The sequence below is a fragment of the Enterobacter cloacae complex sp. ECL72 genome (assembly GCF_019056635.1).
Lineage (GTDB): Bacteria > Pseudomonadota > Gammaproteobacteria > Enterobacterales > Enterobacteriaceae > Enterobacter > Enterobacter hormaechei_C.
In genome coordinates this window covers 1606040-1623338 of record NZ_CP077659.1, presented here as the reverse complement: position 1 = coordinate 1623338, position 17299 = coordinate 1606040, and the positions used below count along the sequence as shown (strand labels likewise).

At 55.4% G+C, this 17299-nt stretch carries 16 protein-coding genes; 10 read left to right on the top strand and 6 right to left on the bottom strand.

Features of this window, described 5'->3' with window-relative positions; translation table 11 throughout:
* Positions 1-34: 34 nt before the first annotated feature.
* Positions 35-481: a hypothetical protein gene (locus KTH07_RS07885; RefSeq protein WP_023303649.1), complete on the bottom strand. Its 447-nt coding sequence runs from the start codon at positions 479-481 to the stop codon at positions 35-37.
* 317 nt (positions 482-798) lie between these two features.
* Here KTH07_RS07885 and KTH07_RS07880 point away from each other — a divergent pair, with 317 nt between their 5' ends.
* From KTH07_RS07880 to pqqF, 8 genes are all read left to right on the top strand, one after another.
* The gene (locus KTH07_RS07880) at positions 799-2064 is read left to right on the top strand and encodes a Y-family DNA polymerase (RefSeq protein WP_023303648.1); all 1266 of its coding nucleotides are present in this window, start codon (positions 799-801) and stop codon (positions 2062-2064) included.
* A 104-nt stretch (positions 2065-2168) separates the two neighbouring features.
* Positions 2169-3188, top strand: coding sequence for a dipeptidase (locus tag KTH07_RS07875; protein WP_023303647.1), 1020 nt, complete (start codon positions 2169-2171; stop codon positions 3186-3188).
* Between the two features lie 138 nt (positions 3189-3326).
* A complete protein-coding gene (pqqA, locus tag KTH07_RS07870) occupies positions 3327-3398 on the top strand; it encodes a pyrroloquinoline quinone precursor peptide PqqA (protein ID WP_002905689.1) in 72 nt (23 codons plus the stop codon).
* 55 nt (positions 3399-3453) lie between these two features.
* The gene (pqqB, locus tag KTH07_RS07865; protein ID WP_023303646.1) at positions 3454-4371 is read left to right on the top strand and encodes a pyrroloquinoline quinone biosynthesis protein PqqB; all 918 of its coding nucleotides are present in this window, start codon (positions 3454-3456) and stop codon (positions 4369-4371) included.
* 2 nt (positions 4372-4373) lie between these two features.
* Complete coding sequence (gene pqqC, locus KTH07_RS07860; protein ID WP_003857506.1) at positions 4374-5129, top strand: pyrroloquinoline-quinone synthase PqqC; 756 nt, start codon at positions 4374-4376, stop codon at positions 5127-5129.
* A 2-nt stretch (positions 5130-5131) separates the two neighbouring features.
* Positions 5132-5410: a pyrroloquinoline quinone biosynthesis peptide chaperone PqqD gene (gene pqqD, locus KTH07_RS07855; protein ID WP_003857508.1), complete on the top strand. Its 279-nt coding sequence runs from the start codon at positions 5132-5134 to the stop codon at positions 5408-5410.
* Complete coding sequence (gene pqqE / locus KTH07_RS07850) at positions 5397-6539, top strand: pyrroloquinoline quinone biosynthesis protein PqqE (RefSeq protein WP_022651046.1); 1143 nt, start codon at positions 5397-5399, stop codon at positions 6537-6539. Before pqqD ends, pqqE begins: the two co-directional genes overlap by 14 nt.
* A gap of 5 nt (positions 6540-6544) precedes the next feature.
* Positions 6545-8815, top strand: a complete 2271-nt coding sequence (gene pqqF, locus KTH07_RS07845) for a pyrroloquinoline quinone biosynthesis protein PqqF (RefSeq protein ID WP_023303645.1) — start codon at positions 6545-6547, stop codon at positions 8813-8815.
* An 86-nt stretch (positions 8816-8901) separates the two neighbouring features.
* Here the strand turns inward: pqqF and KTH07_RS07840 are convergent, their stop codons facing one another.
* Together KTH07_RS07840 and KTH07_RS07835 are read right to left on the bottom strand one after the other, a co-directional pair.
* Positions 8902-11331, bottom strand: coding sequence for a glucose/quinate/shikimate family membrane-bound PQQ-dependent dehydrogenase (locus KTH07_RS07840; protein ID WP_017384566.1), 2430 nt, complete (start codon positions 11329-11331; stop codon positions 8902-8904).
* A gap of 346 nt (positions 11332-11677) precedes the next feature.
* Positions 11678-12097, bottom strand: coding sequence for a translesion error-prone DNA polymerase V autoproteolytic subunit (locus tag KTH07_RS07835; protein ID WP_003857514.1), 420 nt, complete (start codon positions 12095-12097; stop codon positions 11678-11680).
* A gap of 325 nt (positions 12098-12422) precedes the next feature.
* Here KTH07_RS07835 and KTH07_RS07830 point away from each other — a divergent pair, with 325 nt between their 5' ends.
* Positions 12423-12623: a hypothetical protein gene (locus KTH07_RS07830; RefSeq protein WP_003857516.1), complete on the top strand. Its 201-nt coding sequence runs from the start codon at positions 12423-12425 to the stop codon at positions 12621-12623.
* A gap of 46 nt (positions 12624-12669) precedes the next feature.
* Here the strand turns inward: KTH07_RS07830 and KTH07_RS07825 are convergent, their stop codons facing one another.
* A complete protein-coding gene (locus KTH07_RS07825) occupies positions 12670-13536 on the bottom strand; it encodes an aldo/keto reductase family oxidoreductase (protein WP_023296516.1) in 867 nt (288 codons plus the stop codon).
* Between the two features lie 145 nt (positions 13537-13681).
* On the opposite strand from KTH07_RS07825, the gene KTH07_RS07820 reads away from it, so the two are divergent.
* Complete coding sequence (locus KTH07_RS07820) at positions 13682-15343, top strand: methyl-accepting chemotaxis protein (RefSeq protein ID WP_032619777.1); 1662 nt, start codon at positions 13682-13684, stop codon at positions 15341-15343.
* Positions 15344-15375: 32 nt separating this feature from the next.
* Here KTH07_RS07820 and smrA read toward each other — a convergent pair whose 3' ends face one another.
* Positions 15376-15939: a DNA endonuclease SmrA gene (gene smrA, locus KTH07_RS07815; RefSeq protein WP_015570640.1), complete on the bottom strand. Its 564-nt coding sequence runs from the start codon at positions 15937-15939 to the stop codon at positions 15376-15378.
* Positions 15940-16289: 350 nt separating this feature from the next.
* Complete coding sequence (locus KTH07_RS07810) at positions 16290-17195, bottom strand: LysR family transcriptional regulator (protein WP_003857524.1); 906 nt, start codon at positions 17193-17195, stop codon at positions 16290-16292.
* Positions 17196-17299: the final 104 nt, after the last annotated feature.

Genomic DNA, 17299 nt, shown 5'->3' with positions numbered 1-17299 from the left:
GGGCAGTCAGAAAGCCACATATGTTGTATTCCAGTCACAGGTTGAACAATGACACGGCTTTAATATCTGCCTCAGGGTTCACGCGTTTTACTGCCTCTAAAAACGCAGCGAAGTTTTGATTAAACACCGTCAGATTATTATAAAATTGCACCTGTTTTTCACGGGTTCCCTCAAGATAACTCACAGACCAGATCCGCCTGTTATTTATCACTATCGAGCCTGGTTTAATTTTTATGATAGTCGCCAGCTCAATTTTACGGGTGCTGCTCTTTATAACCTCGTATAAATACTGCTCATCATAAAAGTAGGTTTTACCTGACGAGCCGCCAAACCAGACAGGATGGGTTGAGATTTTTTTCATTCCCCGGCTATCGGCAACGATGCGCGTTGGATGCCGAATACGCCTGACGAAAAAGCGTATCAGCATAATCAGTGCCACAAAAGACAGCACCACAAAAAGAACGTTAATGCTCTCCCGCATATTTCGTTACCTGACATGCATAGTTATAAGTGAAGAAGTATACCCAAATAGTCTGGTCGTGATAATTACCCTTCTACGCCCGTACGCCATGATGCCTTGTTACCCTTGATCTTTGCTATCGATATACAATACTGTATATAAATACAGTATTAATTGACGGTGATCATCATGCAGTTTTTCACGCCATCAGAGCGACGCCGGAGCGTGGCCCTTCCCCTATTCAATGACCCTGTTCCTTACGTTCTGAATGAACGTATAAGCGCGCCCACGAAGGCTCGCGGCGTAGTGACCTGTATCGCGACATCTGCGAGCTGACCATGTTTGCACTGTGTGATGTGAACGCTTTCTATGCTTCCTGTGAAACGGTTTTTCGCCCGGACCTGAAGGGACGACCGGTGGTCGTGTTGTCCAATAACGATGGGTGCGTCATCTCTCGCTCCGCTGAAGCCAAACCCTTTGTGAAAATGGGTGAACCGTACTTCAAACAGAAAGATCTCTTCAGGCATCATGGCGTGGTTTGTTTCAGCAGTAATTATGAACTTTACGCGGATATGTCCAACCGGGTAATGAACACGCTTGAAGAGATGTCGCCTCGTAGCGAAATATACTCAATTGATGAGATCTTTTGCGATCTTACCGGCGTGCGTAATTGTCGCGATCTTTCCGATTTTGGGCATGAAATGAGAGCGACCGTACTGCAACGCACCCATCTGACCGTCGGGGTGGGCATCGCACCCACAAAGACGCTGGCGAAACTGGCAAATCACGCGGCGAAACGCTGGCAGCGCCAGACGGGAGGCGTTGTTGATTTATCCAATGTGGATCGTCAGAGAAAGCTGATGGCGGCGCTACCCGTCGAAGACGTTTGGGGGGTAGGACGTCGCATAGCGAAGAAGCTTGAGATGATGGGGATTAAGACCGTCCTGCAACTGGCAGACACCGATATCCGGTTCATAAGAAAACATTTCAATGTCGTGCTGGAGAGAACGGTGCGTGAATTACGGGGCGAATCGTGTCTTGAACTGGAAGAGTTTGCCCCGGTAAAGCAAGAAATCGTCTGTTCGCGCTCGTTTGGCGAACGCCTCACCGAATATGACGATGTACGCCAGGCCATCTGTAGTTATGCCGCCCGGGCAGCAGAAAAACTTCGCAATGAGCATCAGCATTGCCGCTTTATCTCCGTATTTGTTAAAACCTCGCCCTTCGCGCTTAACGAGCCATATTATGGCAATAGCGCGTCGGTAAAACTGCTCACCCCAACCCAGGATAGCCGGGATATTATCGGCGCATCAGTTCGTTGTCTGGATGCGGTCTGGAAGAACGGCCATCGGTACCAGAAAGCCGGAGTGATGCTGGGAGATTTTTATAGCCAGGGCGTCGCGCAACTTAATCTGTTTGACGACAACGCACCCAGGAAAAACAGCCAAAAGTTAATGGATGTATTAGACCATCTGAATGCTGAAAATGGCCGTGGCACGCTTTACTTCGCGGGACAGGGTATACAGCAGCCGTGGCAGATGAAACGGGAAATGCTTTCACCCCGCTACACCACCCGCTTTGCGGATCTCCTCACTGTTAAGTGATATTAACAATTGCTGCTAAGTTGTAATTTTCCCCTTGCCGGACCGGACAAATCGGTTATCGTGCCAGGCAACTTTCGCAGCAATAAAAGACAGTGGGATGCGCTATGGCGATTTTTGATGGTCACAATGACCTGTTGCTTAATTTATGGCTTCACCATCGCCAGGATCCGGTAACGGCCTTCTTCTCCGGCATTGAGAACGGACACCTCGATTATCCACGCATGCAGCAAGGCGGATTTTCCGGCGGGCTGTTCGCGCTGTTCGTGCCGCCGCAGGAGTATATCGCCCGCATGGCGCCACAATACGCCAGCGAGCCGTGGCAGCCGGTCGACATTCTCTGGCAGCAGTTGACGATCCTTAAGCAGCTTGTCGCCCACTCCGATGGCCGGGCACGATTGTGCCTGAGCGCGGCGGATATCGAACGCTGCCGTCAGGATAAAGTGCTGGCGATGGTGGCGCATATTGAGGGCGCGGGCGGTTTTGACGGCGAGGGAGGCGATCTACAGGCTTTTTATGCCGCCGGGGTGCGCAGCATTGGGCCTTTCTGGAACATTGCTAACCGTTTTGGCACCGGCGTTAACGGGGCGTTTCCCGGCAGCCCGGACAGCGGCCCAGGGCTTACCGCTGAGGGTATCGCCCTCATTAAGCACGCTAACGCCCTGAACATGCTGATTGACGTTTCGCATATGAATGAAAAAGCGTTCTGGGATACCGCTCGTCATTCCTCTTCACCGCTGGTCGCCACCCATTCCAACGCCCATACGCTGTGCCCGCAACCGCGCAATCTGACCGATCGGCAGCTACTGGCTATCCGCGACAGCGGCGGCGTGGCAGGCGTCAATTTCGGCAACGCGTTTTTGCGCGCCGACGGTAAACGCGATAGCGATACCCCGCTGAGCACAATCGTTCGTCATATCGACTATCTTATTAACATCATGGGTGACGATCATGTCGCGCTGGGCTCCGATTTTGACGGCATTACGTTGCCTGATGACTTACACGATGTGAGTGGTTTACCGCGGCTAATCAGCGCGTTGCGTGACAGCGGCTATGATCAATTTGTGCTGAATAAGCTGCTGTGGGGCAACTGGCAAAAGGTATTGCAAAATGTTTGGCAACAATAAGTTACGTTGTAAACATTAAGTTAATTCCTTACATCTTTCGGGTTGAGCTTTGCCCTCCTGTGACGCATTATTTGATGACCATCACAAAACTGGCACAAACAATGGCGTTAGTGCTGCATTTTTAAAGAGGAAAAAACGATGTGGAAGAAACCTGCTTTTATTGATTTACGTCTTGGCCTGGAAGTGACCCTGTACATTTCCAACCGCTAATCGCTCTGCCCGCCATCCGTGCGGGCATTTTTGTTTGACTACCTGGCCCATCTTCATGTTTATAAAAGTCCTCGGTTCCGCCGCTGGCGGTGGTTTCCCCCAGTGGAACTGTAACTGCGCCAACTGTCAGGGTTTGCGCGACGGTACCCTTCAGGCGACCCCTCGCACCCAGTCGTCGATCATCGTCAGCGATAACGGCAAAGAGTGGGTGCTGTGTAACGCCTCCCCCGATATCAGCCAGCAGATTGCCCATACGCCAGAACTGAATAAGAAAGAGGTTCTGCGCGGCACGCATATTGGCGGCATTATTCTCACCGATAGCCAGATTGACCACACCACCGGGCTGCTCAGCCTGCGCGAGGGGTGCCCGCATCAGGTATGGTGTACGCCGGAGGTGCATGAAGATCTTTCCAGCGGATTCCCGATTTTTACCATGCTCCGGCACTGGAACGGTGGCCTGATTCACCACCCGATCGCGCCGCTCACCGCCTTTAGCGTGGAAGCCTGCCCTGATTTGCAGTTTACCGCTGTCCCCATCGCCAGTAACGCGCCGCCCTATTCGCCGTGGCGCGACCACCCGCTGCCGGGGCATAACGTGGCGCTGTTTATCGAAAACCGCCGCAACGGTCAGACGCTGTTCTACGCACCGGGTCTCGGTGAACCCGATGACGCCATCCTGCCGTGGCTTAAAAAAGCGGACTGTCTGCTGATTGACGGCACCGTCTGGCAGGACGATGAACTCCAGGCCACCGGCGTCGGGCGCAATACCGGCCGCGACATGGGGCATCTGGCGCTCGGCGATGAACACGGCATGATGGCGCTGCTGGCCTCGCTGCCGGCAAAGCGCAAGATTCTGATCCACATTAATAACACCAACCCGATCCTTAACGAGCAGTCGCCGCAGCGTCACGCCCTTGCGCAGCAGGGAATAGAAGTGAGCTGGGACGGGATGAACATCACGCTTCAGGACTAACTATGCACATTCGCGAAACGCTCTCGCCGCAAGAGTTTGAGCACGCCCTTCGGGCGAAAGGCGCCTACTATCATATTCACCATCCGTACCATATCGCGATGCATAACGGCGAGGCCAGCCGCGAGCAGATCCAGGGCTGGGTGGCGAACCGGTTTTACTACCAGACGACGATCCCGCTGAAAGACGCGGCAATTATGGCGAACTGCCCGGATCCGCACACGCGTCGCAAATGGGTGCAGCGGATCCTCGATCACGACGGTAGCAACGGTCATGACGGCGGTATCGAAGCCTGGCTACAGCTGGGCGAAGCCGTGGGGCTCAGCCGCGAGGACTTAATCAGCGAACGCCACGTGCTGCCCGGCGTCCGTTTCGCCGTCGACGCTTACGTTAACTTCGCCCGCCGCGCCAACTGGCAGGAGGCGGCATGCAGCTCGCTCACCGAACTGTTCGCCCCGCAAATCCATCAGTCGCGTCTCGACAGCTGGCCACAGCACTACCCGTGGATCAAAGAGGAAGGCTATTTTTATTTCCGCAGCCGCCTCAGCCAGGCCAGCCGCGACGTTGAACACGGTCTGGAGCTGGCGAAGCGTTACTGCGATAGCGCGGAAAAGCAGAATCGAATGCTGGAGATCCTTCAGTTCAAACTCGATATCCTGTGGTCGATGCTCGACGCGATGACCATGGCCTACGCGCTACAGCGTCCGCCTTATCACACGGTCACCGACAAAGCGGCCTGGCACACAACCCGACTGGTATAAGCATGCAAAAAAACTCCATCGTCGCCTTTCGTCGCGGCTATCGCCTGCAATGGGAAGCCGCTCAGGACAGCCATGTCATCCTCTATCCGGAAGGCATGGCTAAACTCAATGAGACCGCGGCCGCGATCCTCGAACTGGTCGATGGCCAACGCGACGCGGCGGCCATCATTGCCATACTCAACGAACGGTTCCCGGAAGCCGGCGGCGTGGATGACGACGTCGTAGAATTCCTGCAAATCGCTTATCAACAGAAGTGGATTATTTTCCGTGAGCCAGAATAAACCCGCCGTCAATCCACCGCTGTGGCTGCTGGCGGAGCTGACCTATCGCTGTCCGCTACAGTGTCCTTACTGCTCTAACCCGCTGGACTTCGCCCGGCAGGATCAGGAGCTGACCACCGAACAGTGGATTGAGGTTTTCCGCCAGGCGCGGGCGATGGGCAGCGTGCAGATAGGTTTTTCCGGCGGCGAACCGTTGACGCGTAAAGATCTGCCGGAGCTGATCCGCGCCGCCCGCGATCTCGGTTTTTATACCAACCTGATCACCTCGGGAATTGGCCTGACGGAAAGCAAACTCGACGCGTTCAGCGAGGCCGGTCTGGACCATATCCAGATTAGCTTCCAGGCCAGCGATGAAGTGCTCAACGCTGCGCTGGCGGGGAATAAAAAAGCCTTCCAGCAGAAGCTGGCGATGGCCAAAGCGGTCAAAGCCCGTGATTACCCGATGGTGCTGAATTTCGTCCTGCACCGGCATAATATCGATCAGATCGATAAAATCATCGAGCTGTGCATCGAACTGGACGCCGACGATGTCGAACTTGCCACCTGCCAGTTCTACGGTTGGGCGTTCCTTAATCGTCAGGGGCTTCTGCCGACGCGGGAACAGATTGCCCGCGCGGAACGCGTGGTTGCCGAATATCGGCAAAAAATGGCCGCCAGCGGCAATCTGACCAACCTGCTGTTCGTCACCCCCGATTATTACGAAGAGCGGCCAAAAGGCTGTATGGGCGGCTGGGGGTCGATTTTCCTCAGCGTGACCCCGGAAGGCACGGCGCTGCCCTGCCACAGCGCGCGCCAGCTGCCGGTGGATTTCCCGTCGGTGCTTGAGCAGAGCCTAGAATCCATCTGGTATGACTCTTTCGGCTTCAACCGCTATCGCGGGTTTGACTGGATGCCAGAGCCGTGCCGCTCCTGCGATGAAAAGGAGAAGGACTTCGGCGGCTGCCGCTGCCAGGCCTTTATGCTCACCGGGAATGCTGATAACGCCGATCCGGTGTGCAGCAAATCGCCGCATCATCATAAAATCCTCGAGGCGCGCCGCGAAGCAGCCTGTAGTGATATGAAGATCGGTCAGCTTCAGTTCCGCAACCGTACCCGTTCTCAGCTTATCTATAAAACCCGGGAACTGTAACGATAATGACCACCCGCATCGTGGAACTGGCAGGCGGTTTGCGCGCAACGCTGGTGCATCAGCCGCAGGCGACACGCGCGGCGGCGCTGGCGCGCGTGAGTGCCGGAAGCCATCACGAGCCACCGCGCTTCGCCGGTCTGGCGCATTTGCTTGAGCACCTGCTGTTCCGCGGTAGCCAGCGCTATCAGGGCGATGATCGACTCATGGCCTGGGTCCAGCGCCAGGGCGGCAGCGTCAATGCCACCACGCTGGCTCGCCATAGCGCTTTTTTCTTCGACGTTGCCGCCGATAACCTGTCCGACGGCGTCGCGCGGCTGCGGGATATGTTGCTGGCGCCGCTGCTTTCACCGCATGACATACAGCGCGAAGTGGCGGTCATTGATGCGGAAAACCGGCTCATCCAGCAACATGATTCCGCCAGGCGCGAAGCGGCGGCGCGCCACGCGATGGAAGAACCCGCGGTTTTTCGCCGTTTTCAGGTGGGTAGCAAGGAGTCTCTCGGGCAGGACCCGGTATCGCTGCAAACCGCGTTGCGCGACTTTCATCGTCGCTATTATGTAGCCGGGCACCTGCAATTGTGGCTGCAAGGGCCGCAAACGCTGGATGTCCTGGCCGAGCTTGCCCATACGTTTGCGTCAGGTTTTGCGTCAGGAGGCATGCCTGAAACCGCTCCCCCGTTGCGTCTTAGCGCTGAAGCAGATTATCAGCTGGCGGTGACGGAGCGACCCGCACTGTGGCGTTGTCCGTTAATCCGAAAAAGTGACAACGTCACTTTATTTCGGGAGTTTTTACTGGACGACGCCCCCGGAAGCCTGATTGCCGGGCTACGGGCGCGCGGGCTGGCAGAAGAGGTAGCCCTGAACTGGCTTTATCAGGATGACGATTACGGCTGGCTGGCGCTAACGGTTGATAGCGAACGGCCCGAGGACATTGACCCGCATATTACCCACTGGCTACGGGCGCTACAGCAAACGACGGATGAGCAGCAGCGGCATTATTATCGGCTGGCACAGCAGCGTTTCAGCGCCCTGCCGACGCTGGAGCAGCTGCGCCAGCGGGCATTTGGTTTTGCACCCGGCGCGGCGCCCGTGGGTTTTTACGCCTTTTGTGCCAACTTACGGGCGGCGCCCACCTCGTATCTGGCCTGCAAAAAAATGGAAACCGCTGAAATTATTGCCAGCCAGGGCTTTGCCCTGCCGCTTAGCCATTGGCGTCGCCAGCCGGTTGCAGATGATAGCCCCATCGCGTTTTCCTTCTACCCGCAGACTGCCAGGTATGCTGCGCCAGCCCCGACGTCAGAAGCCGCTCCGCTGCTGCATTTGTCGGCGCAGACACAACCGCCGACGCTGATCCTGCGCAGGCCTTTTTATTCGCGTGTGGAACGCGCACACGGGGTGGCGATGGGCAAACAGTTACGCCCTCTCCTTGCTGAACTGCGCCATATCGACGGCAGCGCCGAGTGGCAAACGGTTGACGGTAGCTGGCAGCTCACCCTGCGGCTTCCTGACGCCATGGTGACGGCGGAACCCATCATCGGGGCGATAATCGATCGCCTCTCCCACCCCGCTCCGGCTACTACGTCAGTGCCAGAAGGCATTGCCATCCGTGAGCTGCTTCAGCAATTGCCTGAACGTCTGGCATCGGATCCGCCGCGGGACGGCTGGCTGGCGGCGTTAGTTGGCGGCAGCGCCGGGCACGCGCACGGGTTAGCCCGGCAGCTTGGCCTGCTCCGGACGCCGGTTAACGCTACGCCGTTGCCGTTAAGCGGTTGTCCCGGCGGGATCGAACACATTCCGCACGCCAGCGCGGATTCGGCGCTGCTGGTGTTTATTCCCCTGCCGCCGGGCGCGTCGCTCGCCGCGCTGCGGCTGCTGGCGTTATGCTGCGAACCGCAATTTTTCCAGCGCCTGCGCGTGGAACAGCAGATTGGCTACGTGGTCAGCTGTCGTTATCAGCGTATTGCCGATCGCGATGGCCTGCTGCTGGCGTTACAGTCGCCTGACCGTTCTCCCGTGAACCTGTTGGGTTGCTGCAAACGATTTTTGCGTGAGCTGACGCCGTGCGATGAGGCAGCGTTCAGCGTGTTGCGACAGCAGCTGGCGACGCAGATCCGCTCACCGATGGATGCCAGCGCCACGGCAGTGGCCGCCCTGCGCCAGCGCTATGGTTTGCCGGTGTTAACACCGCAGGCTATTGATGCCCTGCAACCTGACGAGATAATCGCGCTATGGCGCGAGATGACTCGCCGACGCTGGCGGGTGCTTTTCACGGGCTGACCGGAACCGCCGCTTTCTTCCTGTGCGTAGTTTTTAGTCAAAAAAAAGCCCCGTACTATGACGGGGCCGGGCTGCTTATTTCGCTGTTATTTATCCAGCGCGTAGGCAATCACGTAGTCACCACGATCCGGCGACTGACGTGCACCGCCGGCAGAGATCAGAATGTACTGTTTGCCGGTTTTCGGTGATACATAGCTGACAGGTCCGCCCTGGCTACCCACCGGGAGACGCGCTTTCCACACTTCTTCCCCCGTAGAGGAATCAAAGGCGCGCAGGTAGTAATCCTGGGTTCCCGCAATGAAGACCAGACCGCCCTGCGTGGCCAGCGTACCGCCCAGCGTCGGCATACCGACAGGCATTGGCATGCGCATTTTTACCCCAAACGGACCGGTATCCTGAACGGTACCGACCGGCACCTGCCAGACGATTTTCTGCGTTTTCAGGTCAATCGCGGAGAGAGAGCCAAACGGTGGTTTCTGGCACGGAATGCCCAGCGGTGACATGAAACGGTTTTTGTTGACCGAATACGGCGTTCCTTTCATCGGAACGGCGCCCATCCCGGCGTTCACGGCTTCACCGCCCGTGTTTGCCACCGCGCTCTGCGGATCTTGTTTAATCAGCTGGACCCACAGACCCAGACGCATGTCGTTGACGAAGATGTACTGGTTGTTCGGATCCGTGGACAGACTACCCCAGTTCATTCCCCCCAGCGAGCCCGGGAAGCTCAGGGAAATATCGGTTCCCGGCATCGTGTACAGACCGTCATAACGCATTGATTTGAAGCTGATACGACAGGCCAGCTGGTCAAACGGCGTCGCCCCCCACATATCCGATTCTTTCAGGGTTTCCGCGCCAATCTGCGGCATTCCCACAGAGCGCGGCTGCGTTGCCGGGTACTGTTCACGTGGAATATCCGCTGGTTTTACCGGAACCTCTTTCACTTCAGTGAGCGGTTTACCCGTCAGGCGATCAAGAACGTAAATTTGCCCCGCTTTGGTGCCCACCACCACCGCGGGCTTGTTGCCCTCTTTCGTCGGGAAATCAACCAGGCTCGGCTGCATCGGGATATCGAAATCCCAGAGGTCGTTATGCACGGTCTGGTATACCCACTTCTCTTTCCCGGTAGTCGCATCCAGCGCGAGGATTGAGGTGGCGTATTTGTGATCTTCCGGAATACGGTCAGCGCCCCACAGGTCGACAGAGGAACTTCCCATCGGGATAAACACGGTATTCATCGACGCATCCCAGGACATAGGGGCCCAGGAGTTTGCAGAGCTACGTTTGTAGTGTTCGCCCGGCTTCAGAACATAGTTCGGATCCGGATTACGCGGGTCGAACGCCCAGCGCAGCTGGCCGGTGATCACGTCATAACCACGTATAACGCCTCCCGGCATATCGGTGCTGACGTTATCCGCAACGCGACCGCCAACGACAACCGTCGTACCCGCCAGCGTCGGGGCCGACGTCAGCACGTAGGTGGGATCTGACGCGTCGCCCATCCCTTCATGCAGGTTAACGCTGCCGTTAGTGCCGAAGTCCGGGCAGAATTTGCCGTTATCGGCGTCTAACGCGATCAGCTTACCGTCGATGGTATTCATCAGGATACGGCGCTGGCATGCAGCGCCCGGTGCGACCTGCGCTGGCAGAACCGGCGTGGAGCCGGCTACCGTTGGCTGCGCCAGCGGTTTGGTGGCATCAAAGTACGCCAGGCCACGGCAGCGCATCCAGATTGCAGACTTGGCGTTGATTTCCGCTTTCCAGATCTCTTTCCCGCTATCGGCATCCACGGCGATCACGTTGTTATGCGGCGTACAGAGGAAGACACGATCGCCAACCTGTAGCGGCGTTTGCTGATCTTCTGCGCCATTGCCGTCCGGACTTTCCGGTACGTCACCGGTATGGTAGGTCCAGACCGGTTTCAGGTTTTTCACGTTGTCACGGGTTATCTGGTCCAGCGCCACAAAGCGACTACCGCCAGCCGTATTACCGTAGTGATCCCAGTTCTGCTGTTTCGCATCATCTTTTACCGGCACCAGCGGGCGTTTTTCACCGCTAAACGGCACGGTCGGATGGGGTTGAAACATCTGAACAAAGGTGACGCCCATGGCGATAATAAGGACCGCGCAGACCCCCACGGCTCCTTTTGCGCAGGACGGTTTTCCTTCACGTTTACGCAATGCAGGCCAGGTGGCGGCTGCCAGCACCATCAGCCCGGCGGGTACCATTAAACGGGAAACCAGCGGCCAGAAGTCGAGCCCGGCATCGAAAAATGCCCAAATCAGGGTGCCAAGAAACACCAGGGCAAACAGCCCCACGGCAGAGGACTTGCGGCGGAAGAACTGAATCGCAGAGAGCAGAGTGATAACCCCGGCGATGAGAAAATACCAACTCCCACCCAGGGAAACCAGTTTAAAACCGCCGATGGCAAAAAAGAGCCCCGTTACAAGAAGTATCACACCCACCAGCAGGCACCACGGGCCTAACCAGCCGGATGGGCGGGGATTATTGTCTGACATAAAAATGAATCTCCTGATTACTTTATAACAGCAGGGTTTTATTGACTGCCACGATGCTAAAACCCTGCATAACATCAATTGTTCGTGTGCGAATCATAAATTAAAATTATAATGTAGACAAAATGTATTCTGTCGGAAGAAAAGAAAACTCACTAAAGTGCAGGAACATAACAAAATAAAAAAATGGGATATCACTCTGTAATTCGCCAATACCAGAATATTTGACCAGTCAGTTCCGGCTTATGCGATGAATATCAGGTTTGCCGACAAGACAGCCCGGATAACGTAAGATTTTTGCATGATGAGAATTAACTTATTGCCTATTAATTAAGCTTCACAAACACGATCAGCTCGCGGATTTCACGATATACGTCACTACACCAAAGATATCGAGCGTATCGTCGCTGCCGACAATAATCGGTGAATAGGCGCTGTTCATGGGGTTGAGTTGAATATTGGGACGCAACTGGAGGCGCTTCACGGTAAATTCGCCCTCTACCGCCGCAATCACGATATCGCCATGCTCAGGCTTGCGGGAACTGTCTACCACCAGCAAATCACCGTTATTAATCCCCCCTTCTATCATCGAGTCACCGGCGGCTTTGACAAAGTAAGTGGAGCTGGGATGGGCGACTAATAACTCGTTTAAATCGATACGCCGCTCTACATAATCCGCTGCCGGGCTGGGGAAGCCGCACTGTACTAAGTCGCTGAAAAGTGGAATAGCAACGATTTCACGTAACTCTGCGGGTCTGAAAAAGATCATGATAAACACCTCCATACTGTTTTTATATACAGTAGTTTTAACTGAGGTATCGATCAAGCCATGTCAGCGTAAGCGGCTGGCTACGCCTTAACCGCTTCGCTTATAACCCCCTATAGCAATGAAGATTATTTGCTTTGTAAATTTTTACGTATGGGCAAGCTTAACGCGTCATAAAACATCACTATCAAATCACTTACTAATGACTTCTAAATACACAAAAGACAACTTAGCATCACTGCATAATCACTATCCGTTGACTTTCTATTTAGACTGGCGCATATTTTACAGCACAAATTAACAAGACAATTTTTGGAGGACGTTTTCTATGCCCGCCCGTGATTATCCCGATAAGCGTGTTGCTCGCGGTGTCGCAAAGGAGGCCGAACTCAGGATGTTAAGCGCGCGCATCGATCCTGCGCTGATGGAGTACATCCGCATTACTGCGTATGAAACACGGAAAAGTAAGCAGGAAATCGTGGCGGAAGCATTAGCGCTTCACCGCCAAAGAAGTCAGATTGGATCATAAACAGCAAAAGCCCGAAAAATTCTCCGGGCTTTTGCTGCCATCGGGATTACCCCACCAGCGAATTTAACGTCTCCAGCGCCTCAGGCGGCAATACCAGATCGGCTGCCGCCAGGTTTTCACGCAGATGCGCCACCGACGAGGTTCCCGGGATCAAGAGGATATTTGGCGAGCGTTGCAGCAGCCATGCCAGCGCCACCTGCATCGGCGTCGCGCCCAGTGAATCCGCCACCGCCTGTAGTCCGGAAGATTGCAGTGGCGTGAAACCTCCCAGCGGGAAGAACGGCACCCAGGCAATCCCCTGCTGCGCCAGCGAATCGACCAGCGCATCGTCACCGCGATTCACAACGTTGTACATGTTCTGTACACACACCACGGAAACCATCTTCTGCGCTTCAGCGACCTGCGAAGCGGTGACGTTGCTCAGCCCAATATGGCGAACCAGCCCCTGCTGTTGTAGCTCCGCAAGAGTGCTCAGCGGCGCGGCAATCGAACCTTCCGCCGGTCCGTGGGTGCTAAACATGATCCGCAGGTTAACCACGTCCAGCACATCCCGCTTCAGGTTACGCAGGTTGTCATGCACCGCCTGCGTCAGCTCCTGCGCGGAAAACGCCGGCAGCCAGGAGGCATCCTCGCCGCGTCGGGCTCCGATCTTGGTCACAATCGTAAGGTCGTCCCGGTACGGATGAAGCGCCTCGCAGATAAGCTGGTTGGTCACATGAGGTCCGTAAAAATCGCTGGTATCAATGTGATTCACACCCGACGCCACCGCTTCACGCAGCACCGCCAGCGCCGCATTTTTGTCTTTTGGCGGACCAAAAACGCCAGGCCCGGCAAGCTGCATCGCGCCATAGCCAAATCGTTTAACCGTACGCGTTCCGAGCGTGAACGTTCCGCTTTTATCTATGCTGCTCATGCTGACCTTCCTCATAAAAAATGATCCGGATTTACAACAGGTTCCGCAACGAAACCATTAGTTAAGCAATAGTAAAATTAAAGTTTAAATTCGCTACGACGATAGTATTGATGTAACCCTGCCTCTTCTCTTACGGATGACCGCCATGCTGAAAAATCTGCACGTGATTACCGGTATTATCTTTGCCCTAACCATATTCTGTCTGTTGCAAGTTGTCACGGGAGGGTTGTTCTACTCTGCCGTTAACAACGATCGTCACAACTTTCAGAACTCCGGGTTACTCAATGCCCAACAGGAGAGCCTGAGCGACAGCGTGAACACGCTGGTGAAAACGCGCGTTACCGTCACCCGCGTGGCGATCCGCTACCTGAAAAACCAGCGCGATCCGGCCTCTCTCGCAGCAATCAACACGCTGTTGGGCACCGCGAACGGTTCGCTGACCAAAGCCGAAAACTATTACAAAAACTGGCAGGCGATTTCGCAGGTGAAGGGCCAGAATGCCGCGCTCACCGAAGAGATGCAGAAAGCCTGGAAGCAAATGCACGAGGTGATGCGCTTGTCCATTGAGTATCTGCGCGCCGATAACTATCAGGCCTATGGCGACCTGGACGCCCAGCAGGCGCAGGATGAGATGGAGGCGGTCTATACCCGCTGGCGCGCTGAAAACAACGTGCTGCTGAAAGCCGCCGCCGAAGAGAATCAGAGCAGCTTTACCCAGATGCAGTGGACGCTGGCGGCGATCTTCCTGACTGTGATCGCCGTGCTGGTGGTGATCTGGCAGGGTTTACAGCACCTGCTCCTGAAACCGCTCAACGCCATCATGAACCATATTCGCACCATCGCGAGCGGCGATCTGACGCAAAATGTCGCGATTACCGGGCGCAACGAGATGGGCCAGCTGGCTGCTGGTCTGCACGAGATGCAGCAGTCGCTGGTGAGCACCGTCAGCGCCGTGCGCGGCAGCACCGATTCGATCTACACGGGCGCAGGAGAAATTGCCGCCGGGAGTAACGACCTTTCCGCGCGAACCGAGCAGCAGGCAGCCTCGCTGGAAGAGACCGCCGCCAGCATGGAAGAGCTGACTGCCACGGTGAAACAGAACTCGGATAACGCCCGTCAGGCGACGCTGCTGGCGAAGAATGCGTCTGAAACCGCCGCACGCGGCGGTCAGGTGGTGGATAACGTGGTGCGTACCATGAATGACATTGCCGACAGTTCTCAGCAAATTGCGCATATTACCGGCGTTATCGATAGCATTGCCTTCCAGACCAACATTCTGGCGCTCAACGCGGCGGTTGAAGCCGCCCGTGCCGGGGAACAAGGTCGCGGCTTTGCGGTCGTGGCAGGTGAAGTACGGACGCTGGCCAGCCGCAGCGCGCAGGCGGCAAAAGAGATCAAAGGGCTTATCGAGAACTCTGTCAGCCGGGTGAATACCGGCTCGGAACAGGTGAGCGAGGCGGGTGCGACCATGAAAGAGATCGTCGCGGCCGTGACGCGCGTGACCGATATTATGGCTGAGATTTCCTCGGCGTCTGACGAGCAGAGCCGCGGTATAGAGCAGGTCAGCCTGGCGGTCTCGCAGATGGACAGCGTCACGCAGCAAAACGCCGCGCTGGTACAGGAGTCGGCAACGGCGGCGGCAGCGCTGGAAGATCAGTCTGAACAGCTGCGTCAGGCCGTGGCGGCATTCCGGCTGAACGCTCAGGCATCGCTGGCGGCTCGCCCTAAAAACGTGAAAACGCCCGTACTGCTGCGCCCGTCAGCGGCAGGCGCGAATACAGCTGACGCGAACTGGGAAACCTTCTGAGTGACAGGCGGGCATCTCGCCCGCCCTCCTGATTAGCGGCTGCGCTTGGCGTGGCGCTCCCAGTTATCTCGCTTCGCATCCTCTGACTTACGCAACGAGACATAGCATGCTCCGCTGCCGCCGTGATGCGGCTGCGCTTCGCAAAAGGCCTGTACTTCGTCGAACTCGGTCAGCCAGCGCGCAAGATAGCTGCGCACCACGTTAGGATGCGACTGCTGTTCACGCCCTTTACCATGCACGATGATCAGGTTGCGTAGCCCGTCACGTCCGGCCTGGCGAATAAAGGAATAGACCAGCTGGCGGCATTGCTCCGCAGGCTGGCGTAACAGCGTTAAGCTGGCCTGACGGGAATATTTGCCGGAACGCAGCTTATCAAATACCCCCTGCTGTACCCCTTCGCGCTGGTACATGAGCGGCTCGGCAAGGGGCAACAGTTCCAGAAACCCCAGCGTCAGAAAGTTATCGAGCTGCTCAGTATCTATTTCCTGACGCGCCCGCGTGTTGCGGCTCTGCTGCCAGTGAATATCCGCGCAGCGTTTGAGCGGCTGGACATCCTCCATGGCGTCAAGAAAAAGTGATTTGTCGTCAGGGTTCATGGAAATCCTCCGGCTACATCTGAGTGATGTACTATACCTGCGCCCGTTGCGGGTCTCAATCATCCAGGCACGGGTTCAAATAATGGCTTAAGGAACAGATAATCGCAGACGCAATAAATTTAATCTAACCTTAACTTAAATTTCAGCCGTAATTAATTAAATAATTTACGTTAAAAAATCGTGAAATCAATCACTCAACGTCCTTCTCTTTTAAGAAAAAGCTGTTATAACTTAATAAACCTGCCCAATGGATAATGCATGTAGGATCCGCGAAAGGACGCACGACTGTGTGTACTGTGGAGTCTGTCTGATGTCGGGCAGACTCTATTTTTTTATTGTTGTTATTTTGATTAAATTAATTTCCTGGCTTCCCTTCGAAACTGCGTGATTAATGATTCGGCAAGCGGTGTCTGGCGAGAATCACGACGCTGAATTAAATAATATGCTGCTTTAGGCAGGGTTTCGACAACCGGCAGCATTATCAGACGGTGCGCCAGAAGCGGATCGCAGCCCAGCTCCTGCGGTAAAATGCTGATGAAATCGCTTTGTGCGACGAGGCTAATACAGGAGGAAAAGGTCTCACAGACAACGCCAATTCGCGGTATTTGAGAGCGGTGGTTAAAAGTATCCTGCAACTGTTTATAATAACTTCCCCGGGGCGTAGGCATCGTCCAGTTATATTGCAGAAGCTCATTAATTGAGGTCGCCCCTGTCGCCGGATGCCCTGCCCGACAAAATACGGCAAAAGGCTTTTCGAACAGCTTTTCAAACGTAAATTCGTGATCGTACGGCCCCTGATAATAGGTATTGATGGTAAAGTCCAGCTCACCCTGACGTAATTCATTAATCATCGACACCAGCTGGCCTTCCATAATCCGGACGTTGACCTGAGGATGCTGCGCATGAAAACGCGTAATAACGGCTGGCATCAGGCTGCGTGAAATACTGGCCCCCATCCCAATATTGATCTGCCCGGCAAGTTCGCCCTGCCGCTGGCGGATGTCATCCTGCGCTGCACGCAGCTCTTCCAGAATCAAATTAGCGCGGTGATAAAACCCTTCCCCGCACTCGGTCAGCGCGACGCCTTTACTCCGGCGCACAAATAGCTGGGCCGCCATACCCTCCTCCAGCTCTTTAATGGATTTGGTCAGCGCGGGCTGCGAAAGATTAAGCGTCCGGCTGGCGCCGCGAATGCTGCCCTGACGCGCCACTTCGACAAACGCCCTGATTTGATGAAATTTAATCTGAAATGACATAACGCGACCGATAACCGTTGTTTATCAGAGTAAAGAAACTGTCATCTACTTTAATGGAAACGGATGTGCGAGGGTAATTCCTGAACGGTTAAAACTGTGAAAAA

Coding starts and splice junctions, on each gene's coding strand:
- KTH07_RS07885 (WP_023303649.1), bottom strand. CDS start 481: ATGCGGGAGAGCATTAACGTTCTTTTTGTGGTGCTGTCTTTTGTGGCA.
- KTH07_RS07880 (WP_023303648.1), top strand. CDS start 799: ATGTTTGCACTGTGTGATGTGAACGCTTTCTATGCTTCCTGTGAAACG.
- KTH07_RS07875 (WP_023303647.1), top strand. CDS start 2,169: ATGGCGATTTTTGATGGTCACAATGACCTGTTGCTTAATTTATGGCTT.
- pqqB (WP_023303646.1), top strand. CDS start 3,454: ATGTTTATAAAAGTCCTCGGTTCCGCCGCTGGCGGTGGTTTCCCCCAG.
- pqqC (WP_003857506.1), top strand. CDS start 4,374: ATGCACATTCGCGAAACGCTCTCGCCGCAAGAGTTTGAGCACGCCCTT.
- pqqD (WP_003857508.1), top strand. CDS start 5,132: ATGCAAAAAAACTCCATCGTCGCCTTTCGTCGCGGCTATCGCCTGCAA.
- pqqF (WP_023303645.1), top strand. CDS start 6,545: ATGACCACCCGCATCGTGGAACTGGCAGGCGGTTTGCGCGCAACGCTG.
- KTH07_RS07840 (WP_017384566.1), bottom strand. CDS start 11,331: ATGTCAGACAATAATCCCCGCCCATCCGGCTGGTTAGGCCCGTGGTGC.
- KTH07_RS07835 (WP_003857514.1), bottom strand. CDS start 12,097: ATGATCTTTTTCAGACCCGCAGAGTTACGTGAAATCGTTGCTATTCCA.
- KTH07_RS07830 (WP_003857516.1), top strand. CDS start 12,423: ATGCCCGCCCGTGATTATCCCGATAAGCGTGTTGCTCGCGGTGTCGCA.
- KTH07_RS07825 (WP_023296516.1), bottom strand. CDS start 13,536: ATGAGCAGCATAGATAAAAGCGGAACGTTCACGCTCGGAACGCGTACG.
- KTH07_RS07820 (WP_032619777.1), top strand. CDS start 13,682: ATGCTGAAAAATCTGCACGTGATTACCGGTATTATCTTTGCCCTAACC.
- smrA (WP_015570640.1), bottom strand. CDS start 15,939: ATGAACCCTGACGACAAATCACTTTTTCTTGACGCCATGGAGGATGTC.
- KTH07_RS07810 (WP_003857524.1), bottom strand. CDS start 17,195: ATGTCATTTCAGATTAAATTTCATCAAATCAGGGCGTTTGTCGAAGTG.